Raw genomic sequence first — 13798 nt, 5'->3', positions numbered from 1 at the left:
TTGATTACCATTGCATTACTTACCTTTTCATATAATTTTACACTATAAACCAAACACTCTACTCGATATGGCACTTGCAAAACAGTATGTAAAAAGCAAGCCTACAATTTGCAAAGTAACGTTTACGCTGCCTGCTGACGCTGTTAATGGCGCAAAAGAGGTTGCTCTGGTTGGTGATTTTAACGGCTGGGACGCGTCGGCTACTCCTCTCAAGAAACAAAAAGACGGATCTTATAAAACCACAGTTGAATTGCCCGTAGGTCAGGAAACGCAATTCCGTTATCTGATTGATGGTGACCAATGGCTGAACGATCCGGAAGCCGACAAATACATTGGCAGCGGTGTTTCGTCCGACGACAACTCGGTAGTTGCTTTGTAATTGCTCAGCGTGCCGTTAAAAAAGCAAGCCCGACCTTTTGGCCGGGCTTTTTAGGTTTTTTACGTTACCGGTTACCCTAAACCGCAAAGCTGTCTGATTCGACGTAGGCTTTGATCAGGGCCATTTCGCCTTCCTTACCGGGGAACGCATTGCCGTGTTCCATACCCCAGATAAACTCCTGGTTGTTGGCCTTGGCTTTCTCGTAACAGTGCTTGAAAACGTTCTTGTAGTTGATTTCGCCCGTTGTCGGCTCTTTCCGGCCCGGGTTGTCGCCAATCTGGAAGTAACCAATTTCGCTCCAGCACCAGTTGATGTGCGGAATGATGTGGCCCTCATTTTTCTGCATGTGATACACATCAAACAGAATTTTGCAGGCCGGGCTGTTCACCCCACGGCAAATTTCGTAGGTCTGGTCGGAGGTGCGTAAAAACAGGTTGGGCGTATCGCTCAGCGGCTCCAGCACCATCGTCAGACCGTGGGGCTCCAGAATTTCAGCGCCCCGACGGAGGGCATCAATGACGTTACCGGTCTGAATACCGATGGGCAGATCGCGCTGGAAATCGCCGGGTACCACCGTCATGAATTTAGCGTTCACCCGCTTGGCTACTTCCACGGCTTTTTTACAGCCATTCAGGAAAATATCGATGTATTCCTTTTTGCCAGCCGCCAGCGTATTGGCACCGTTCCCGCCTTTATCGACCACAAACACGCCCATTTTCATCCCGAGCCGGGCCATTTCCTTCGCGATTTTCTCCTGCTCCTCAACCGGCCGCCCCATCATCCCGTTGTCTTCCAGCGCCTTAAAACCGTTATCCGCCATAAATTTAAGCTGGTCGATCAGGTCTTTTCCGGCGCTGTTGGTAAACATCCCGAAGTGGGGTGCATACAGGAGTTTGAATTGGTTTTTAGCCATGGTCTGCGGTGGTGAGGATTCGTTACCGGCCAGCGAGTTTCCGGCCAGTGTGGCCCCGGCCAGTCCTAAAGTTGATTTGACAAAATCGCGACGTTGAATCATATTGAGGGAAAGGTTCTATTTTCTTTTTAAGCTTGATAGGTAGTCTACTAAGTCCACTAATTCCTGGGTTGTCATGTTTTCCTGCAAACCGGCGGGCATCATCGAGCCATCCAGCGGTTTCATTGAAACGACATCGCTCATCTTATAGTCCGTAACCACCCCGCCCGGGAATTTCATTTGCAGATCGGTTTCGGTTTTGCTGGAAATGATACCCGAAGCCGTGCTGCCGTCCTTGAATTTCACTTCAAAGCCTTCGTAGCCAAAGCTGATTCCGGCATCGGGGTACAAGATAGCCAGATATTGCCCTTCTTTCGGCAACTTACTGCCAATTTCTGACAATTTTGGCCCAAAATCCATGCCTTCGCTGTTGATCTGGTGGCAGATGGAACAGTTGGTTTTGAAAACCGTCAGACCGCGGCTGGCATCGCCGTTCATCGCCAGCAGGTCCGGAATACCGGGCAATTTCTTACCGCCCCCGCCTTTGGCCCCGTCGAGGTAGCTGGCCGCTTCGGTCCGTACTTTCTTGCGCCAGGTGGTAGCCACGCCCTGCACGGCGGCTGCTTTGTATTCGTCTTTGATCTGCCCCGAACGCAGTAATTCCAGAATCAGGTCTTCACCGTCGCCACTCCCCCCGATGGCCCGCGTGGCTTCCCGGCGCAGGGCCGACGGACGGTTTTCGTCCAGCGCAACGGTTTTCAGAATGTCGAGCGATTCCTTGCTGCCTACCCAGCGCAGCGCCGAAGCCATGCTGATAGCCGCCTGCGGATCAGTTCCGTTGATGACACCCCATACCAGCTTGCCCCCACCCTGCCGCAGCAGTTGGCGGGTTGCGTCGCGGCTAATCGGGCTGTTGGCCTGTTTCTGACTCAGAGCCAGCAGACGCTCGTTTTCAGAAACGGGTTCGTAGCGGCTTACGAATTCCATGTATTCGGGTGTGCCATAAGTTTCGTTCAACAGCTTCGACAAAACCGTCATGGCTTCCGGCGAATTCCTGACAAAATTCTGATCAAGGTGACGCAGGGCCAGTTTGGTCAGTTGCACATCACTGGAACTAGCATTCAGAATACCCAGCAGGGCGTTGGATTTTTCGGTTGCGCCCGGGTTGAAATCGAACGCCCGGAAATACCGTAAGCGCCCTTTCAGATCGGTCTGCGAATCGGATGCCAGCCGCGCCAGCAGGGGAACGGCTTCTTTGGTCCGCGCCCGCCAGACAATGTCTTTACCACCCGCCGTGCTCAACGGATTTGCTCCCGCCCGTTTCAACCAGGCCGTGTAGTACGTATCCCACTGACCATCAGCACCAATACCGAGAGCCTCCAGATACCAGCGGTCATTGCCGTTGTGCTGGGCCGCCAGTTGCGCCCACAATTCCGGCGCTTCGGGCGATTGACTCCGGCGCAGGGCAATGGCACATTCGCGACGCACCTGCGGATCGGGGTCGTTGACCAACTGCTTCACATACGGTACTACGTCGCCTTTCATCTGCCGGGCTGCCCGCAGAGCCGCCATCCGCAGATTCGGATTGCTATCCTTCAGGGCCGCTTCGACGTACTTCTTCCCTTTGTTGCCATCCATCTTGCTCAGCAGCCAGAGCGCCCGGGCTTTCATGCGCGGGTCGGGCGAATTTTTATAGAGTTTGGCCAGGTCCTTTTCGGCTTTGCCGCCCAGATCGTGCAGTTTGTTCCAGGCAGCATACCGGATGGCCATATTCGGGCTTTGCAGGGCTTCGATGGCCCCGGCGGTGGTCGTCAGATTGATATTCGGACGCTGGTAGGGCGTGTTCGGCGGAGCAATCCGGTAAACCCGCCCCCGGTTCTGATCGCCCGCCTGGTGACCACCGACACCGGGATCGTACCAGTCAGAAATGATCAACGAACCGTCGGGAGCTACGCACACATCCGAAGGCCGGAACCACTGATCGCGCACGCCTTCCACCACGGGTACAATCGTGGCCTTATAACCGGCTCCGTCATTCGTTACCGGATAAGCCCGCACCACGTTCGGACCGGCATCGCAGTGAATCATCTGCCCCTGAAAAGCCGGTGGCAATAATTCCCCTTCGTAAACGATGATTCCCGTTGGCGACCCCGCGCCGGTTTGCAACAGGTTGGGAACCACGCCCGGGTCGTTGAGGTGCCAGTGGCGCAGGGGAATGGTTTCTTCGAGGTTGGTTCGGTTGGCCCGCCAGCCCGCGCCGGTCATTTCGTCGGTATACCCGTAGTTGCCGTACTCCATCACGTAGTTGATCCGGACGCCCTTGTTGCCGTCGTCGTCGTTGTCCGACTGCCACATGGCCCCGTACGAATCCACGGCCACTTCGTAGTTATTCCGGAAATTATGCCCCAGCACTTCCATTTCGCTCCCGTCGGGATTGCAGCGAAAAACCATGCCCTGGCGGTAATTGGGCGACGTAATTTCCTTGTTTGTCGAGCGGTCGAAAATGGGTTTGCCGTCCTTATTCAGAATTTGCTTGCCTTCGTTACCGAAGTTGAAATACCACTTGCCGTCGGGGCCAAACACAAACGAATGCATTCCGTGGTCGTGGTCGGCACCACTGATGCCCGTAAACAGCAGTTCTTTTTTATCGGCTTTATCGTCGCCGTTTTCGTCGGTAAACACGTAAACATTCGGGCTATCCGACACGATCACCTTGTTGCCCTGCACCCAGATACCGAGCGGAGACACCAGTTCCGGCCCCTGATAGAAGGTCTTGGTCACGTCGGCCTGCCCGTCGCCGTTGGTATCTTCCAGAATCAGAATGCGGTCGCCTTCGGGACGGGTCGGATTGCCGTTGATACCCGCCCGGTAGTTGTAGGCTTCGCACACCCAGACCCGGCCCCGCGCATCCACATCGATGTTGGTCGGGTTGGTCAGCATCGGTTCAGCCGCAAAAAGCTTCGCTTCCAGACCCGGTGCCACGTTCAGGCTTCCCACGGCGTATTTCGGATCGCGCTTGTCGTCGTCTGAAAGTCCGACAAAAAGCCGTTCGAGGTATTCACCAGAAGCCTGGTTGAGGTTATCGTTTTGCCAGGCGCCGACCAGAACGCCCCCGATGAGAAGACCGGCTGTCGACAAAGCCAAAGCCCGCCGGGACAACCGAAAGCGTTTCGCGTAACGAGTTGAGTTCATAAACTACGCACGAAGTAAGGGTTGGAATAAATCGTGTAAATGTAGTAAAAAAACCCAATACCCTTTCCTTACCCAATAATGACCTAGACGGTTCCCTCCCCTTAATTTACCGGTTTTTTCGGGCCATCTCCGATACCTTCCAGGAATCAATAAATTCCTGAAACCCGGTTTTGACCGGCGAAGGTGCCTTTTTCAGGGATTCCAGCAAACCAGCATCTACTAATCGGTTCTGTTCGTTTAAAATCGAAGCAGCCTGGGTGCTCACCGCCTGGTCAAATTCGCCGAGTTGCCTGAAAAGTTTCTGATTATCTCCGTTCGTGTTGTCAATCACCCGCTTCGCGTACGCATAGGCGCTTGTTTTCATTCCATCGCCATCGGCGTCGATCCAAACGACCCCCGACGAGCCGATGAGTTGCGGATGCCATTCGCTGGATGTGCGGGAATACGGTTTGGGAATGGGCCAGAATGGCAGCATCTGATCGGGTCCTTCAGCAATAGCAACCAGGTACATATCCTGTTTTGTTGCGGGAATAGTCCAGCTACCTTCCCACTTAACCCCCTTTTTCCCGGTTTGCGTAATGCGGACTTCCCTAATTTTTTGCCCGTTGGCATACAGCGAAACCCGGTCGGCTTTGCTCCAGGAAGGTCCTAAAACCCGCACGGCGACAGTGACCTCACCAGCCGCCGGAACCACATCGCCGGGGCCGTAGGTTTTATTAACCGTTATTTCAGGCATCAATCCAAAGCTGACCATGACTTTCCCGGCCAGAAACTGATCAACGGCGTCGTTTACATCGATGCGGCCCGGTTTGTCGTCCCGGCATTTGATGTACGTGCGCCCCTGCCCGACCAGATACTGCATCACATCGTGCGAATCACTCGATCCGACCGGTGTGAGCCAATGCCCCCGGTTCAGCACGCCAAACCAGTCGCGGTAGAGTTGCCCAATGTCTTTTTGCTGCGAACTGGAGTTGAGCACTTCCATGGCCTGGGCGGGCAGCGTCCACCCCTCCAGATCCAGCCCCGCAACCGACACATGCCGCTCGGGGCCGAACGGACGAAAGTTGTAGTGCACATCGCGGGCGTGGTTCAGAATGATGACCCGACCCGAATTCGCCAGATTCCGGGAAGCGGATTTCCAGTCTTTGACGTGATGATCCGGCACCACGCTGTTATCGGCAACCGGGAACACATTGAAGTGTCCCACTTCGGTCGTAAACTCATTTCCCATAACCGGGGTAAAAACCGTATCCATCCCCATCGCCCGGACCGTCGGTCTGACATCGACCAGGATATTATGATCGGTAAAAATCGGGAGCTCGATGCCTTCGCCCGCCAGCGTCAGCAAGCGTTCCGCCACGGTGGCATCACCGTGGCGGGAATAGGTAAAGGTATGAATGTGGGTGTCGGACGCAACCCAACCCTTTGTCGGTACTTCGCGGGAAATCACAAAGTTACGTGATACGGTTTGCCCCGCTTTAACCGCTACCGAAAACGAATCGACGCCGTACTCAAAACCACGGGTTGCATAAAGCCGGTACGTTCCTTCGGGTAAACGAAAGGATGCTTTTCCATTACCGGTATACACACAACCGGTCCGAACCGCCAATTGCGGATCAGGCACTACCGCAACGGGTTGCAGGTTGTTTTGGTCATCAACAATGGTAATCCGTGCCGGAATCAGCCGATTGGTTTCCCGTTCGGTAATCGTGACGGTTAGGGTGGCTTCCTGCATCATTTGCTTCAACGGACGGTCGAGCAGGGTAATTTCGCCAACCAGCATATCATCCGGTACGCGATCGGTTTTGCCAAACGGTTTGGTATACGCAATCAGAAGCGTGTTCTCGCCGGTTTTGAGCGTATGGGGCGGAATGCTCAGGTAGCGGATTCGGGCGTTTTCATCCGCGTCCAGTTTGCCCAGATCTACCCCGTTCAGGTACACATTCCAGGCCAGTTTGACATCTTTCTGCCTCAGACTCAGCGTTAGTTCCGACGTATTTTCCTGCGCGTTAAACCGGAGTGTGAGTTGTTTTTTCGGCTCGGTCCTGAAAAAATCCCATTCCCGTTCCTCACCCGCCCGCAGATGATGCATCTGTTTGTCCACCACCCGGTTCTGCGCCCGCAACGGTCCACCGACGAGAAGCAGGAAAACAAGCATACCAATCCGTTGTAATATTGTCATCGGTTATCCGAAATTAAGCAATCCGCTAAAATGAGTTTCGATTCAACTTACCAGTTGGGATTTTGGGTCAATCCGGGGTTCAAATCCCGTTCTTTCTGCGGGATAGGCCAGAGGTAATCCCGGTTTTTGTTGAACGACCGTTCAAACGCCGGGGCTTCAACGGTTTTCAGCGTGCCATTCTCAACGTATGTCATCCCATATACTTTGCCGGGCATCACCTCCTCGGCAATCCGCCACCGACGCAGGTCGAAATACCGCAAGCCTTCAAAGGCCAGCTCGACCAGCCGCTCCCGGCGCACGATTTTTCGCAGGGCCGCCTGCGACGACAGATCCGTGATCGGCGGCATGGCAACATCGGCCCGCTGGCGAACCAGATTGATTGCATCCAGTACGGTTTTATCCAACTGGTTCAGCTCAATTTTGGCTTCGGCATACGTTAGCAACACTTCGGCGTAGCGCATTAGAATGATGTTGATTCCGCCGTTGGCCGGTTGCGCCAGATCTTCCGCATTGATGTATTTTTTTACCGTGAAACCCGTGGTGGTCGTGATGTAGCTATAGCCCACGGCATCGGCTGTTCCGCTCCCCGGAACCGAGTTGAAAATTTTGCCATCCGGCAGTTTTTCGCCCGGTACATAAATCGAGTACTTCAGCCGTGGATCTCGATTCAAATACGGGTTTTTCGGATCAAAACCGCTTGCCGGATCGGTGATCTCTTTTCCATTGTTCATGGTATAAGCATCCACCAGATTTTTCGTCGGCACAAACGTATTTGTGCTGGCCTGCTGGCTATACGGAGCCATCGTCGCGAAGATATTATTGTTATACGTATCCTTGATAAACTGTTTATCCAACAGAATTTCCCCGTTGTTTTCGGCTTCATAACTAAACAGTTTCTGATAGGCCGGATGCAGGCTGTACGCATTTAAATCCATTACTTCTTTGGCCGCTTCGGCAGCGCCCTGATACCGACCGGCATACAATAACGCCCGCGCTTTCAGGCCCAGTGCTGCGCCCTTGGTAATCCGGCCTTTCTGTTCCTGCGTCACCGGCAGCAGCGGGGCCGCTTCCGTTAATTCAGCCGCAATAAAATCCCAGATTTGGGCAGCGGGAACCCGTTTTACCTGACGGCTTTCTTCCAGTGAAATTTCGTCCGTAATCAGCGGCACCTCCCCGTACAAACTCACTAATTTGAGGTATAAATAGGCACGTAATACCTTCACTTCCCCTTTCAACCGGCTGATGGTGTTCGGGTTCTGGGCCTGAATCTGATCGACATTTTTAAAGAAGCTATTAGCTGCCCTGATTCCTTTATACGCATTGGTCCATTCCGTTAATACCTTGCTATTTAAAGCATCCGTTTGTCCTTTTTCGATCAGGGCTTCGGTGGCAAAGCTCTGGTTGGTATGGCCAATATCGGTCATGCCATCCCAGCTAAAAAGACCGGTTCCTTCCAGATACGTATAAACCGCATTGGTTGCCAGAATGGCATCCTGTTCCGTTTTCCAGAACAGTTCCACCGAAAGTCGGTCATTCGGAATGGTTTCCAGTAATTCCCGTTCACAGGCGGTCGTCAAAAGCAGGAGCAAACCAACCACACTGGTTTTTATAAATTTATACATGGCTTTTCGAATTGACTGTTTTACTTTAAAAAGAAAGATTGATGCCGAGCGTGTAGAGCGCTGTCTGCGGATAAATAGTCGCCCTCCCAGATACGGTTTCCGGGTCCAGATTCCATTCATTCAGCTTGGAAAACGTCAACAGATTAGTGCCCGAAACATAGACATTCATGCGTTCGATATAGGCCTTTCTGGTGAGTACCGAAGGCAATTGGTAAACCAACTGAATGTTCTTCAGCCGGACATACGAAGCATCAATCAGCATTCGGTCCGATGCCGAAAGGTTGCGCAGATCCGAACGAATCGGGCGGGGAAAACGCGCATTCCGATTTTCCGGAGTCCAGTAGTTACCCGTAAAAATGGTGTGCGTATATGCTTCATTATTCCCCATTTCGGCCAGGGCACCGGCCAGCCGCGTATCTACCTGAGCAGCTCCCTGAAACAACAGATTCAGCGAGAAACTTTTGTAGTTCATATTCAGCGACGCGCCAAACGTATATTTGGGAAAGCTGTTTCCGAGATACTTCCGGTCGCTGGGGCTGATAATTCCGTCGCCGTTTAAATCGACGTATTTCACATCGCCGGGTTTGGTGCCCGCAACGAGTGTCGGGTATTTACTGATTTCTTCTTCGGTTTGAAACAATCCATCGGTTTGGTAGCCCCAGTGCGAGTTGATGGGATACCCCTCGCCAATGATAAAAATGGGGTCCGTTTCGACCGTACTGATATACGGCCCAGTACCGGCCAGACTCACGACATTATTGGTATTGATGTTCAGATGGGCGTTGGCGTCCAGACTGAATTCGTTCCATTTATTCCGGGTCCCTACGGCAAATTCCCACCCGTTGTTATCCACGACACCCGCATTACGGGCCGATGGATTTAAACCCAAGGTGCCCGGAACCGGCAATACCAGTAAAATACCGTCGGTTCGTTTCCGGTAATAATCGACGATAAGGGACAATTTGTTGTTGAACAGCTGCGCATCCAAACCAACATTGGTTTGCGTCGTTGTTTCCCAGGTCAAATTCGGATCGGCCAGATTCAGTTGTGCAAAACCGGTTGCCGGACTCCCATTGAACGTATAATTTACTTGGCTTAAGGTCGGGAAATAGCTGTACAACGCAACGGCCTGATTACCGGTTTTACCCCACGACCCTCTCAATTTTACTTCGTTGGCATACACGCTGGCTTTCTCCCAGAATTTCTCGCCCGAAATGCGCCAGCCAACCGACATGGAGGGAAAGAAACCATACCGGTTTTTCTCCATAAATCGGGATGATCCATCGTAGCGGCTATTGGCTTCAAACAAATATTTATCCTGGTACGAATAATTTATCCGGCCAAAATAAGAGCGCAATCCCCACTGATAATCACTTCCGCCGTTGTTCTTCGTATTATCGTTCGTTCCCTGGCTAATCGACTGAATTTCATTGCTGTAAAAGTTCTGGCGAAACGCACTCAGGTTGTTCCCGACATTGCTGATTTGCGAATAACCCGCCAGCGCATTGATGAAATGACCGCCAAAATTGGCTGAATACGTCAGGGTATTATTGAGGGTAATTTCCCGCGAAAAAATGCGGGTTTCGGTCAGGTTATTAATCGGGACGGTTTTTTTAACAATGTCTTTGTTGTAATAATCACGGACTTCGTATTTGTTCGCAAACGCTTTGGTCGCAGTGCTGGTAAACCGGGCGGCCAGTTGCGTCGAAAATAGCAGCCCTTTCGCAATGGCCCAATTACCTTTCAGGTTACCGACGATGTAGTCATCGCTGGTTTTGGAAATACCGGCAATTTCGGCATACATGAGCGGGTTGTGCCCCTGCGGACTCAGCCCATAGCTTCCATCCGGGTATTTGGGAACCGCCCACTGGCTGGAGTGAAACATGCGGTTATAAATATTTTCGTATTGGTTGTTGTCATTAACCAGCGACGTAAAATTGGTGTAGCGGTAGTTCAGATCGGTGTTGACGGTTATTTTCGACGACATTTTAATATCCGTATTCAACCGTACTTCACTGATTTTCGACCCGGAATTCGGCACAACGGCGTCCTGGTTCTGATAGCGCAGGCTCAACCGCGATTTGACAAACTCATTGCCTCCGCTCAGAGCCAGCGAATGATTTTGTTGGGGAGCCACGCTGAAAACCGTATTGAACCAGGTGTTCGGCAACGGGTACTTATAGCGGTCGGTGGCATTGACGTATTCCTGAATATACGCTTCGGTGTAGCGGGGGGCCACGCCAGCATTGACACTTCCGACGTTCAGCATGCGCATGTAATCTTCCAGCCCCATATGTTCTGGTTTGTTGGTAGCCTGCTGCAACGCATAATAGCCGTGGTAGCTAGCCGACAGTTTGCCGGATTTTCCCTGAATGGTCGTGATCAGGATAACCCCGTTGGCCGCTCGCGAACCATAAATGGCCGCCGATGAAGCATCTTTTAAAACCGATACGGATTCAATGTCATTCGGATTGATATCGGATAGCCGCTGCTCAATTCCGTCGACAATGACGAGCGGATTGTTATCGCTCAGGGTCGTAATCCCCCGTACCCGCATCGTCGTATTCGATTTGCCGGGGGCTCCGCCGTTATCGATAATGGTTAAACCGGGTAACTGCCCCTGTAAAGCCTGTTGAATATTCGAAACCGGCATTCTGACCAGATTTTCGCGTTTAATCGTTCCGACAGCGCCGGTCAGACTGACTTTCTTCTGGGTACCATAGCCAATGACCACGACTTCTTCCAACGCTTTGGTATCGATTTTCAGGGAAATCGCTAGTTGCGTCCGGGTGCCAACCGCAACTTCTTCGGTGAGATACCCGACAAAACTGAACACCAATATATCTTTTGCATCTCCAACGGAAATCTTGAAGCTTCCTTCCGGGTCGGTCACGGTTCCGCGCGTGGTGTTTTTAATGATCACACTCACCCCGGGCAGCCCTTCTCCCTTCTCGTCGGTGACCTTACCGATCACGGTTTGCTCAGTCACCGGCTCAGGGCGAGCAGCGTTGGAAGGCTGGACGCTGCCCATGCCGTCGGCCGCCGGAGAACGGACGAGGGCAATCTGATTGCCCGTCAGGACATAGGTCAGATGTAGCGGTTTCAGCAACCGATCGAGCACGTTGGCCAACCGCTCGTCGGTCACCGCGAGGGAAATTTTCCGATCGATCTGCACCACTTCCCGGCTATACACAAACTTGACGTGGGCGGTTTTTTCCAGCGTCAGCAGTGCCTGCCGGACGGTGTTGTTATCCAGCCTGACACTCACCCGCTGCTCGAGCAGTTCCTGCGCCCGGGTCGCCAGCGCCCCGTTGATTAGCAAAGCCGTAAGAATCAATTGGAGTAACGAAATTCGCATAAGAAGCCGAATCGTTTCGTGTTTTGTAAACTTGTCCATAAATTGGGAGTGATTTGGTTATTCCGGGCAAAGGAGTAGCTATACCGGTCCGCGGTGGCCCGTTGTGCCGCCGGATCGGTCAAGTGTCCCCGCTATGTTCGCACCATAGCGGGCTTTTTACGATTTTTGTTACGGACAGCCCTTGCTGGTGACAATAATTCGGGCATCGACTACCTCATAGGTAGCCCCGATGGAAGCACACAACAACCGGAGTTGATCGTGTAGCGGCACTCCCGACAAGGAAGCGGTTAGGGTACAATTCCGAATCACCGTCGGATCATACATGATTTCCACGCCATAGGCTTTTTTCAGACGTTCAAAAACCCCCGAAGCGGGTGTATCTTCAAAATTGAACGTTTCCCGGCTTTCGGAAGAAGCGATCAGCACCGGTTTTTCTACTAATTCTTTCTGATAATGGCTTTGAGTGGCATCGTAGGTAACTTGCTGGTTGGCAGTCAATACAACCCCCGAAAAGGCGCGACTTTCGGAACGCTGGGCGACCGCCCAATCGTGCCGGTCCATCACCGAAACCTTACCCGATAACACCGACACTTTCATACGGGAACCATCCGTGGGTGCCAGAACCCGAAACCGGGTTCCTAAAACCCGCGTCACCAGTGGGCCACTATAGACCAGAAACGGTCGTTTTCCTTCGTGAACAACTGAAAAAACCGCATCACCTTTCAGTTGAACTTCGCGCTGATCGGCTTCAAACGTACGCGGGTAGCGGGCTTCGCTGTTGGGCATCAGCGTCATCCGACTGCCATCCGGCAACGTAAGACTGACGGGCTGTGACATTCCATTAACCTGCTTCACCCAATGGTCGTCCGTTGAATCGTCCAGACTGGTCAATGCGTTTTTCGCTACCGACCAGTTGGCCTTATCCTGCACCAGAAAAACGCCCCAGCCTGCTCCCAGCACAAGTAATGCAATGGCTGCGGCCAGCCAGCGACGCGAAGAAAACGAAGCGCTGAAACCCGCCCACGGCGAACGTTCTGGCACGTGACGCGTTAATTTGACAATTTGCTCAATCTCAAGCTGTTCCTGGCCAGGCGACAAATTGTGCGGACGGTTTTTGAGCGCTTCGGCCATATCTTTGGCCAACAACAGCGTTTCGCGTTGATATGGATGCTCCCGTTGCCATTTTTCCCAGAACTGCCGTGCCTCTGGCTGGCCGTGTTTGACCCAAGCCAGAAACCAGGTATCCTGTAGAAACTCTTCGGCGGTATACTGTTGGTAATCGTTCATATCCAGTTGAGGATCAGAAGCATGTCGGTTGTTAATAGGAAGGCGTTTTCTCCCGATACTCAGTTGAAGCGGCTATTTTTCTCATCGATTGAACAGCCAGCAACCCAGCAGGCTTAGCAACGACGGCCAGCTTTCCCGCAAACGGCTCAAGCCCCGGTGGAGCAGATTGGCAACCGATTGCTTGTTAACCTCGAGAATATCAGCAATTTCATCATTCGATAATTCGCCGTAAAACTTCAGGTGAATCGCTTCCCGCTGCCGGTCCGAAAGCTGCCCCAGCAACGTGTTCAACCGGGCGGTCTGGTAATCCGACAATTCCGTGCGGATCAGTGCCTGTTCGGGCGTAATTTCCTCCGAACCCAGTTCGTCAAAAGGAAAACCGTCTTCATTGATCACCGACGATTGCCGCATCACTTCCCGGTAAATCTTTCGCCGAAGCGATTTGTAGAGGTACGGTCGGATGTATGGTGTCTGTACGATTTTAGCCCGATAGGTCCATAAATCCAGAAACAGATCCTGCAAACAGTCTTTCTGCAAGTCCGAATCACGGGTAAATCGACTCCCGTAAAAATGAAGCTCCCGGTAAAAATGCTGAACCAGCGCCTGAAAAGCCTCCTGCGGGCCTTCCCGAAACTGCTGCCAGAGCAATGTCTCGTCGGTTTTTTCCCAGACGCTGGTGGCCTGGCGATTCAAATCGGATTTCAGCATAGACTCCGGTGATAAAATCAGAAAACAGTCACTGATTGGCAACTGCTTGTTAATAGGCAGGATAATTCAGGCAATACTCACTATTGTACAAAAAAAACTAAAATAGTTCCCCTAATCC

General features: G+C 52.4%; 8 protein-coding genes. 1 reads left to right on the top strand and 7 read right to left on the bottom strand.

Annotated features, from left to right (window positions below; genetic code table 11):
- Positions 1–67: 67 nt before the first annotated feature.
- Positions 68–379, top strand: a complete 312-nt coding sequence (locus tag LX87_RS19485) for an isoamylase early set domain-containing protein (RefSeq protein WP_111629962.1) — start codon at positions 68–70, stop codon at positions 377–379.
- 76 nt (positions 380–455) lie between these two features.
- On the opposite strand, the gene LX87_RS19480 is transcribed toward LX87_RS19485, so the two are convergent.
- The 7 genes from LX87_RS19480 to LX87_RS19450 all read right to left on the bottom strand — a co-directional run bounded on the left by LX87_RS19480 (position 456) and on the right by LX87_RS19450 (position 13680).
- Positions 456–1391, bottom strand: a complete 936-nt coding sequence (locus LX87_RS19480) for a hydroxypyruvate isomerase family protein (protein WP_111630469.1) — start codon at positions 1389–1391, stop codon at positions 456–458.
- Between the two features lie 18 nt (positions 1392–1409).
- The gene (locus LX87_RS19475) at positions 1410–4523 is read right to left on the bottom strand and encodes a PVC-type heme-binding CxxCH protein (protein WP_111629961.1); all 3114 of its coding nucleotides are present in this window, start codon (positions 4521–4523) and stop codon (positions 1410–1412) included.
- Positions 4524–4629: 106 nt separating this feature from the next.
- Positions 4630–6705, bottom strand: coding sequence for a CehA/McbA family metallohydrolase (locus LX87_RS19470; RefSeq protein ID WP_111629960.1), 2076 nt, complete (start codon positions 6703–6705; stop codon positions 4630–4632).
- 47 nt (positions 6706–6752) lie between these two features.
- Complete coding sequence (locus LX87_RS19465; protein ID WP_111629959.1) at positions 6753–8327, bottom strand: RagB/SusD family nutrient uptake outer membrane protein; 1575 nt, start codon at positions 8325–8327, stop codon at positions 6753–6755.
- A gap of 25 nt (positions 8328–8352) precedes the next feature.
- Positions 8353–11685 carry a TonB-dependent receptor gene (locus LX87_RS19460; protein ID WP_170139396.1) on the bottom strand — a complete coding sequence of 1111 codons (3333 nt, stop codon included), beginning with the start codon at positions 11683–11685 and terminating at the stop codon, positions 8353–8355.
- A gap of 168 nt (positions 11686–11853) precedes the next feature.
- Positions 11854–12972 carry a FecR family protein gene (locus LX87_RS19455; RefSeq protein WP_111629957.1) on the bottom strand — a complete coding sequence of 373 codons (1119 nt, stop codon included), beginning with the start codon at positions 12970–12972 and terminating at the stop codon, positions 11854–11856.
- 81 nt (positions 12973–13053) lie between these two features.
- Positions 13054–13680 carry an RNA polymerase sigma factor gene (locus LX87_RS19450; RefSeq protein WP_111629956.1) on the bottom strand — a complete coding sequence of 209 codons (627 nt, stop codon included), beginning with the start codon at positions 13678–13680 and terminating at the stop codon, positions 13054–13056.
- Between the last annotated feature and the right edge of the window lie 118 nt (positions 13681–13798).

This window comes from Larkinella arboricola (genome assembly GCF_003259745.1).
GTDB classification, from domain to species: Bacteria; Bacteroidota; Bacteroidia; order Cytophagales; family Spirosomataceae; genus Larkinella; species Larkinella arboricola.
This window is presented reverse-complemented; position numbering and strand designations above follow the sequence as displayed.